At 33.0% G+C, this 10,227-nt stretch carries 5 protein-coding genes; 2 read left to right on the plus strand and 3 right to left on the minus strand.

Annotated elements, in window-relative coordinates; translation table 11 throughout:
* Nucleotides 1–10: 10 nt before the first annotated feature.
* Nucleotides 11–2,875 (plus strand): excinuclease ABC subunit UvrA, encoded by a 2,865-nt coding sequence (uvrA, locus tag ACFEL2_RS04210; protein ID WP_375332324.1) that lies wholly within the window; start codon nucleotides 11–13, stop codon nucleotides 2,873–2,875.
* Nucleotides 2,876–3,100: 225 nt separating this feature from the next.
* Here the strand turns inward: uvrA and ACFEL2_RS04215 are convergent, their stop codons facing one another.
* From ACFEL2_RS04215 to ACFEL2_RS04225, 3 genes are all read right to left on the minus strand, one after another.
* Entirely contained in the window at nucleotides 3,101–4,954 is a 1,854-nt protein-coding gene (locus tag ACFEL2_RS04215) for an AAA family ATPase (RefSeq protein WP_375332325.1), read from the minus strand.
* A 152-nt stretch (nucleotides 4,955–5,106) separates the two neighbouring features.
* The gene (locus ACFEL2_RS04220) at nucleotides 5,107–5,289 is read right to left on the minus strand and encodes a hypothetical protein (RefSeq protein WP_341752025.1); all 183 of its coding nucleotides are present in this window, start codon (nucleotides 5,287–5,289) and stop codon (nucleotides 5,107–5,109) included.
* A gap of 190 nt (nucleotides 5,290–5,479) precedes the next feature.
* The gene (locus ACFEL2_RS04225; RefSeq protein ID WP_375332326.1) at nucleotides 5,480–7,291 is read right to left on the minus strand and encodes an ankyrin repeat domain-containing protein; all 1,812 of its coding nucleotides are present in this window, start codon (nucleotides 7,289–7,291) and stop codon (nucleotides 5,480–5,482) included.
* Between the two features lie 1,377 nt (nucleotides 7,292–8,668).
* Here ACFEL2_RS04225 and ACFEL2_RS04230 point away from each other — a divergent pair.
* Nucleotides 8,669–10,111: an ankyrin repeat domain-containing protein gene (locus ACFEL2_RS04230; protein ID WP_375332327.1), complete on the plus strand. Its 1,443-nt coding sequence runs from the start codon at nucleotides 8,669–8,671 to the stop codon at nucleotides 10,109–10,111.
* Nucleotides 10,112–10,227 lie beyond the last annotated feature (116 nt).

Consider the following 10,227-nt stretch of genomic DNA (forward strand, 5'->3'; position numbering starts at 1 on the left):
CAAAATCATTATGCAAGAATATATTAAAGTTCGTGGTGCTAAGGAGCATAATTTAAAGAATGTAAATGTTGATATTCCTAGAAATAAGTTTGTTGTCATTACAGGTCTTAGTGGTTCTGGTAAATCTTCACTAGCTTTTGATACTATTTATGCTGAAGGACAACGCAGATATGTTGAAAGTCTATCTTCCTATGCTAGGCAGTTCTTGCATCTTCAGGATAAGCCTGATGTTGAGTCAGTCTCCGGGTTGTCGCCGGCAATAGCTATTGATCAAAAAACTACATCTAAAAATCCACGCTCTACAGTTGGTACTATAACTGAGATTTATGATTATTTGAGATTACTATATGCACGGGTAGGAGTGCCATATTCTCCAGCAACGGGTTTACCAATAAAGAATCAGACTATATCGGAGATGATAGATGCTATTCGTGACCTTCCTAAGGGAAGTAAATTATACATTTTAGCACCCATTATAAGAGGGCAGAAAGGTGAATTCAGACGTGAAATGCTTGATCTTAAAAAACAGGGTTTTGGGCGATTATTTATTAACAATGAAATTTATGAGATTGATAATCTGCCAAAATTTGATAAGAATAAAAAACATAATATTGAAGTAATTGTTGATAGGATTTCTCTAGAAGATGATTTAGGTAACAGGCTTGCAGATAGTTTAGAAATAGCTCTTAAACTAGCAGATGGTATAGTATATATTGAAATTGTTGACTTGCCAAATGGATTAGAAACCAACCTTACTAAAGGTTCAAAAATCATTTTCTCAGAAAAATATTCTTGTCCAGTTTCTGGTTTTCAAATTACTGAAATAGAACCAAGAATTTTTTCCTTTAATAGCCCATTTGGTGCTTGTCCTAAATGTGAGGGTATCGGCACAGAATTGTGTCTTGATAAAGAATTAATTGTTCCAGATAAAAGAATTAGTATTAAAGATGGAGCTATAGCACCTTGGGGGAAAATATCCTCAAAGTTTTTTTTAGAAACATTAAAAGCTTTAGCGAGTCATTACGAATTTTCATTAGACACTCCTTTTGTAGAACTACCAAATATTGTACAGCAAGTATTATTCCATGGATCAGGTGACGATGTTATAAAATTTCAATATCATGATGGTTCTAAATCTCAGGTGGTACAGCAACCTTTTGCTGGAATAATACCTAGTTTACAAGAAAAGGAGCGTAGGGCTGATTCTTCCTTAGTAAAAGAAGAATTATTAAAATACAAAGCAGAGTACAAATGCACATCTTGTGAAGGTTATAGACTAAAAATGGAATCTCTTTGTATTAAAATCGCTGATATGCATATTGGACAAGTATCTACCATGAGTATTTTACAATTACAAAAATGGTTTAATCAATTAGACAAACAGCTCAATAAAAGACAAATGACTATTGCTGAACGTATATTAAAGGAAATCAAGGAAAGATTACAATTTCTTATGAATGTTGGTCTTGATTATCTTGCCTTGTCTAGAGAATCAGGAACTCTGTCTGGTGGAGAAAGTCAGCGTATTCGCTTGGCATCACAAATTGGTTCAGGTCTTAGTGGTGTGTTGTATGTACTTGATGAACCCTCAATTGGTTTGCATCAACGTGATAATGCTAGATTAATAGAGACTCTAAAGAATCTTCGAGACCTTGGTAATACAGTGCTGGTTGTTGAACATGATGAAGAAACAATGTACGAATCGGATCACATCATAGATGTCGGACCAGGTGCTGGTATTCACGGTGGACATATAATAGCACAAGGAACAATTGAGGAAATTAAACAATGTCCCAATAGTATAACGGGTAGCTATTTAAGCGGTAAACAATCTATTGAAGTACCAACAAATACTAGAGTATCACCTGCGGGTAAGGTAATAGCATTAACTGGGGCTATTTCTAATAATTTACAGGATGTTAACATTACAATTCCTCTGAGCAGTTTTACAGCAATAACAGGGGTATCAGGTAGCGGTAAATCAAGTTTAATAATTCACACTTTATATAAAGCAGCTTTAAAATTTTTAGAACCCTCTTCAAAAAACTCTCCAGGAGAATATAAGTCAATTAAAGGTCTTGAATATATTGATAAGGTTATTGATATAAACCAATCACCAATAGGTCGCACACCAAGATCAAATCCAGCAACTTATACTGGTGCGTTTACCCATATTAGAGACTGGTTTGCTGAACTACCAACTGCAAAAGCACGGGGTTATAAAGTTGGTAGGTTTTCATTCAATGTTAAAGGTGGAAGATGTGAATTATGCCAAGGTGATGGTCTGATTAAAATAGAAATGCATTTTTTACCTGATATTTATGTAAAATGTGATGTTTGTAATGGAGACAGGTATAATAGAGAGACTCTTGAAATAAAATATAAAGATAAATCTATATCTGACGTCCTTAGGATGACAGTTGAGGATGCAATGAGTTTCTTTGCTAAAGTACCCCTAATTTACGAAAAACTTGTTACTTTAAATGAGGTAGGACTTGGTTATATAAAAATTGGACAATCTGCTACTACTTTGTCTGGAGGCGAAGCACAAAGAATAAAGTTAGCTAAAGAGTTATCAAAACGCTCAACCGGTAAAACTTTATATATACTTGATGAACCAACAACAGGGTTGCACATAGATGATATTAATAAATTGCTTAAAGTGCTGCATAAGTTAGTTGATATGGGTAATACTGTTATAGTTATTGAGCATAACCTAGATGTTATTAAAACAGCGGATTACGTTATAGATGTTGGACCTGAGGGTGGAGATAAAGGTGGTAGTATAGTAGCTACTGGGACTCCGAAGGATATCGCTGCTTGTAGTGAGAGCTATACTGGACAATATTTAAAGCATTATCTAGACCAGTGTTAAGGTAGCTACGATGAGCCGCCACTTTCATTAGCTAAGATTATTAGCGATAATAGATTAAAATGCATTCGTGCCAGTCGCTTCAAGAATGCATTTTTTTGATATTCTAGTCAGTTTTAACGCATTCGTAAAATGCACTAAAATCGAAGAATGGTGGGGCGTAGTGGACAATTTCAGAACCACGATAGACGTAAAATTACTGATTATTCAAACGCTTACAGTCTATTACTAAAGCTCTGTAACCTGATATTGTAAATCCATATTCTTACCGAAAAAAGCCATCGAAAGTTTAATGATTTTTTTGACGTGAGAATGTTCTTTAACCTTTACATCATATTGCTTATCTATAATTTGCTTTAATCCCATTTGGGCTACCAAGGCTAAATCTTCTGCATTTTTAGCTATCTTATACTCAATAATAATTGCCTTATCTCCTTTACCAGCTTTGGGGATCATGATAATATCAGCTCGTCCACTGCCTGACTCTTGTTCACTGGTTATGATGTAGGCAGAAGATAACATGTTAACAAGTCCTAGCATAAAACCACTATAAAATAACTCAGCTTTTTTATTTCCTGTTTGGTGAAAACTAGTAGCATTTAATAACAATTCCTGAAGCCGTTCTTTAAATGCTTCTATTTTACCTACTGGTAACAAGCTAACAAACGAATAATATCTAGAACTATCAATTTTTAACTGATCAGTTACCCATTGTAGCATCCGTACCTTATATATGTGCCTTACTTCCCGATTTGGTGCTGACAATTCATAAATATTTTCTTCTATATCTTGTCTATGTACTGGGTTTAAATATCCACTAAATAATAACAAACTAAATAGTCCTATTGGCTTATTGATGTCAGCAAAACTAATTTGTTTAGTAATAGGCGAAATAATACTTTTCCCGGCAGCTAGGCTCTGTAAATCTTCCTGCATTTCATCTGATAATAATACTTTATCTATCAAACCTGTCCCACCACTATCTAGCCAGTAATGATCAAGCTTACCTTTGCGTGCTAAACATTGCATTATTGACCACGGATTGTAAATGACCTCTCCACCAAATGTATAACCATTATACCAATTTTTAATTTCTTCAGGATTCGTTTCAATTGGAACGACGGTTAGTAACTCATCAACTTCTGCTTGGGTGAAGCCATAAAACTTAGAAAACTCATCATCTAGTAAGCTATATTCACTAACATTATTCAAACTAGAAAATAATTCAGCTTTGGCAATTCGTAAAATCCCGGTAATAACTCCCCGTTCAACTGGCAATTCTTGATCGCCACTTTCCCTTTTAAAGGTAGATTTCATGATTCCACGAAAAATGTCTAGTACATTTTGAAATTCTGTTTCATTAGTACCAAAACGCCTGTAAGCACTATTAATTGGCGTATCATATTCATCAATCAATACCCAAGGCTTTTTCTTGTAATGTTTGTACAGCAAGTGGCTTAAAATAGCCAAACTATTTTTGATATTGTCTAGAGTTACTTCCTCAAATAAATAGTGGTTGAAATCTGCTCGTTCATCTGATGCAAGCTTATCACTATTAGCTAAATACCTATGTGACTGAAATAATTTCCGTAACTGGCTTTTTACTCCTTGTTCGATATCGTGATAGCTTGAGCCTTCTACGCTTTTAAAAGTGATAAATATTACTGGAAATTGACCTTGACGCTTTATTATATTTTTATGAATGGATATTTTTAAAGGCTGTAGCTCTTTGGTTTCATCAAACCCCAAATCTACTTCTCCACCAGCAAATAATTTGATATTGTTCTGATACTCTAATGCTAACGGATTTCCCTGTTCATCTATTTCGATTTCTAAGAACCTCCTAATCATATCCATGTTCAAGCTCTTACCCCAACGCCTTGGTCTAGTGATTAGAACTACTTCACCATTGTCTTCTAGCAATTCTTTAATCATCAAGCTTTTATCAACAAACACATCACTATTTAACAATAATGTTTTAAAATCATCAGTACCTACCCTCATTCTAGGTGGATTACTATTATCCTTAACAGGATCAGTATCTTTAAATTGTATATTAGTATCAGAAAGTTTAACTATCATACTAGTTGATTATATTTGAAAATTACCATAAAGCCTTATATCTAACAAATTGTAGCACAAATAAGCTAGCATCACTAGTAATTTAAGCAAATACAGAATTACATCTCGTGACAACATCGCCTAATTTATCCATAATAAACGTCATATTGTACTCATTTTAAAAAAAATATTGGATAAGGATTAATATCTTTTTCTAAAGTAGGCTGCTTAATCCATCCCATTTTTACAGGCACGTCAAATAAACGACCCGGTGAAAAACTTCTGCCAAAATGCCGCAAGCCCGATACTATAACTTTATCAGACAAAACATCAGTAGAGCGTTCCGATAAAAACACTACTCCAAATAACTTTTAAATATTGGTATGAGAATCATTATATATTTTTATTAAATTATAAAACAAGACCATCGTAACATAATTATAACTTGCACTAAGTGTTTTATAAAAAAATAATTGTAGTAAAAATTAGCGTCCATGAACTACAATGGTTATCTTGTTCAAAAGTATTAGGCAGAAAGCAACTTAATTAAATGGTAAAATCGGTTAAACCTATAATAGTTGCTTCAAACTCGCTAAGTGGTGGCAAGTTCTCCGGGTGTTCAAGCCAAGCTACAGCTTCAGGGAAATTATCTTTTGCTAGATCAATTGCATCACGCCCTTCACTATTTTTCAAAGTAGTTGAAGCTGACTTTGCTAATAAATATTTTACTGCAGTAAGCTTTTGCTGAGTTTCGATATCCTTTTTCTCAATTAACGCATGTAAGGAGGTTTTACCTTGCTTATTTACCGTGTCAATATTTGCCCCATGATCAAGTAATAATTTTATTGCCCCAGTATTAGCTCTATAACACGCCATATGTAATGGTGTGTCCCCATCATACATTGATTGTGTGACATCCGCCCCTTTGCTAACTAAAAACTTAACTATATTTGGTTGTATTGGTTGTCCAGCATAGCCTAAAGAATAATACAACGGTGATACTTCATCTTTATCAGCTTTATTAACATCCACTCCATTATTAACTAAAACTGAAACTATACCAAAATGTCCAAATGCAATTGCTTGTATTAAGGCAGTACTATCAGCATAATTTGCTATAGAAGCATTAAGGTCTACTCCTTTCTTGATTTGCTGCTCTACTATTTCTAAATTTCCATTCCTTGCTGCACACCAAAGTTTTACAGCTTCAAGTTTTACATGTTTTTTGGTAATTAATATGTCAATTAAATTTTGCTGTGAATTAAGTGTGGCTATATCCCAAGCTGTATTACCCTTCTCATTTGGTATGTCAATTGCATCATAGGTGTTGAATAATAAATTAACGATATCAGGTAACAGATATTTAGCAGCCCAAAATAAAGCTGTATTACCCTGCTTATCCTGCTGATTAATGTTTATTCCTTGCTCTATTATTTTTTTAACTAATGTAATATCTTTAATCTCTAAAGACCAAAGAAGTATATTATAACCGTATATATCCACTAAACTAAAATCTAACTTATAGTTATCTATAAGCTTATGAGCCAAATATCTAAATTGATGAACACAAGCCATAAAAAATGGTGTAAGTCCTTTATCATTCTGTGCATTGATATCAGCTCCTCTGTCGGTTAGGAATTTGGTTATTCTTAAGGTTTTTTCTTGATTTACAGTGTAACCATCAGATAACCTAATACCACCAAGTCCAGCTAGGGTAAGATCTTCATCAACTACTACCAATTTTTGTCCACCTATATATACTTGATTTGCATCCCGTAACTCATTATTTAATTCACTAGAAAACATTATCTCTCTTGTGTTAGCAACTAAAAGGTGTAAGGCAGTGTTACCACTAAAACCTATAGCCTTATAATTAATATCAGTAGTTTTCTCAGCAATTTGTTTTATATATTTTATATGAGGAATCTGAGCACAATATATCAAAGCATTCGCACCTTGCTTATCTATTAAATTAACATCCGCTCCTCGTTGTAATTGTAAAAGTTTATCAACCCCATAATAAAACCCATTAATAATCGCATGAATCAAAACGGTTTTGCCATCGCTATCTTGATAATCTAAATCTGTAATTTTGGCAAGTGCTAGATCAAAAGCGGCTGTGTGTTTAGATTTACTTGCTTCTTTAAGTACATCAGTATGAGCTAATTCTTCTGCAGAAATAGTTTTAGTTATTACTATCAAGGGGTTTAAAGCAATATTCTTTAATTCTCGATATGAATTGAATAAATACTTAAAAGTCTCATAAATACTTACTTGCTTTTGTAGTTGACTATTTAAAGTAGCCTGTTGTGTTAGAGCCTGACTTAATTGATTAGATAAATGGTTACTCTTACTCATAAATTCCTTTTAAATACCATCCTAAATATATCTATAAATAATATCAGTAGGGTTCATTTAATTAGTATGAATCCATACATAATCATTGCATCATCGTGTAATTCTAAAGATGCTTTATAGCCCACTATCTCAAAAATTGTTAAAATGATTTTTGAGATAGTGAATAAATTATAAATTCAAAGAATCTTTAAACTATCCGTTATGATGTGAACTATCCCCCATCAAACTTTGCTGAATGGCAGTTGGATATGTTATGTCTTCCGTATAGAGATGAGATGGAACTGAAACTGATTTGTTACCAAATGATACTGCACCACCACCAGCCCCAAAAGGATTTCCATCAACAACACAATTACCATCATGTTTATAATATACTTTAGCTATAGTTTGGTATTAGAACGTTGTTTGATAACCACACATTTTTCATATTCACTTCCTTATTTTCATAAAATTACTCCCATATTTTATTGTGTTAATCTAGCTGATCTATTTCTTCAGAGTTAGGTTGTTTGTTTCAACATCCATTACTACTATGGTATTAATTATCTTTACACACTTCTAGCTTTAATAATAACAATTTGTATACTATTTATCATAATATTTATTTTATAGGTTGTAAATCTATCACAGTAAAAGTTTTTCTAGATACCTGTAGCCAATTAGATAAAATTTTGTAAAAAAATGTCATAAGTGCTAATATTAGCAAGCAGCAAAAAACTAATTTTGATATGTTTCAATCACTTAATAGCAAATATTTGTTAATCTCTTTGAGATGTATAAGGTTGGCAAGCTCTAGGGGATTGAACTGTGTTATCTTATCTATAACAAGGTACTTTCAAGCTACTAGGAAAGCTTTACCTTTATCTCTAAAATAATATGCTTTTTATAATACAAGGCATATCTTATATGTAAAGTATTTTTGATAAGAAAAGTAGAAAATGTTATTAATGATACTCTTACTATTCTGTTACATTTATTGTAGATAGCATAACAATAGGCTATAATGGTGCAAGAAAGTATAGACAGGCCGTTTCATTTTCTTCCAAAAAGTTACTATCTCTAGTATAGAAAATATATCGTATGCTAATGATAATGTTTCTATTTTTAAGAATTTCCCCTTGTAGATAACCCGATCCCTTCTAGAATCTAAGATTCTAATTAATAGGTCATTATTTTTTATCAAAAGTACTTTACATATAAAAATATTATATTATTTTATATAATATTAGTTCGCTGCTTTTGTGTATACTCGATGAATTTTAAGAGTTAGCTAGAAGTGCAAGTGGCAGGCGGAATCCTAGGCGTACATATAAGTAATTTCTGATCTAGACTGAAAGGTACAAGAATATTTAATCTTCTATTAAATAGGAGGCTATTTTGACAAAACAACATATACAAGAGCTTTGTAACCAAAGAGCAGAAGCGGTTAATCATAGAAACAATATTAATAAGGAATCGTATTATTATTATGACACAATAGCAACAAAACATTATCACCATTGGTTGAGGGTATGGGAAAGTAATTATTGGACTTACGATAAGATAAGAAGATTTAGGCAAGGGGACTATGATCGGGATATAACAGCGGCAAATGAGAGAATTAACAACCTAGAAACACGAATTAATAGTTTAAGACAACAAGAAGCTGCTGAGGAACAGGTAAGGCAACAAGCATTGGCAGTTGAACAGGCAAGGCAACGAGCAATAGCTGAAGAGAAAGCAAGATTAGAATCTATTGAAAGGGCAAGATTAGATGCTATTGAGCAGGAGAAACAGCAAAAAATAGCTGCTGAAAAAGCAAGATTGGCTGCTGAAGCTGCTGAACAAGCAAGATTAGATGCAGTAAAACATGGCAATGATGTAATAAGTGCTAATATTAGCAAGCAGCAAAAAGCTAATTTTGATATGTTTCAATCACTTAATAGCAAACAACGGGCATTTTTCTTATCTGAACTATTTAGTAAGTCTGATAATGAATCAATGACGATGATTAGTATAATAAAATCTCTAGGAGTTGATGCTGATGAGTTAGCATATTATGCCATTAAGAAAACACATAGTGGATTATTTGATTTAGCTCTATCTTATGGAGCTAATTGTTGTAATTATTCGGTTGCAGGTAAAACCTTATTACAACAATTGATACATAGTGGTAATGAAAGCTTTATTAAAAAGGTTCTGGCAACAGGACAGGATTTAGCTAGTACGGTAGTGGAGGCAATAGGTCAAAATGATATTGTTACCATCAGTAAATTATCATCTTATGATAGTAGCCTTCTATCACAAAAATTTGCTGGGTACACATTGCTACAAATTGCCATATCTGCTCAAAAAACAGAAATAGTGCAGAAGATTTTACAACTAGGTAGTAACAGTGTAGAAATTTTAACTAATAACGCTGAATCAGCTCTAAAAATTGCTGTAAGAAGTGGTAATGATGAGATTATCAAAATGGTAGCTCAGCATGCTAATCTGCAAGTAGAAATAGCACAGCTTGGTCCAAAAGTTGAGCAGGCTCTAAAAGATAAGATATTAGAATACCAAGATATTGAAACTGTAATTAAACTGTTGAGAGGTGAAGAAATATCACTGCAGCAATATCTGCTTACCAAACAGAACCATAGCAGAACTACTGAAGAAGGAGTTGTTACGGTTGGGGAAGAAGCAAGGCTAGAAACAATGAAGCAGGCAAAACAACAAAAACAAGATTGTAATGATGAACAGCTAGTAAACAGTACGAGCTTGCAAGAAGTAATACATATTGAATCCTTAGAATCCCAATTTGATAAAATACATCTAATAGGTGATAATGCAGATTGATTGCTGTCATAATTTTATAACCCAGGGTAAGTGTGTCTTCAGTAGTATCACAGGTGATCTAAAGGATTTTTAAAACCTTTAGATTATCTTATCATCCACATAAAGGCTTACATTTC

The organism is Candidatus Tisiphia endosymbiont of Temnostethus pusillus, from assembly GCF_964264675.1.
Taxonomy (GTDB): Bacteria; Pseudomonadota; Alphaproteobacteria; order Rickettsiales; family Rickettsiaceae; genus Tisiphia.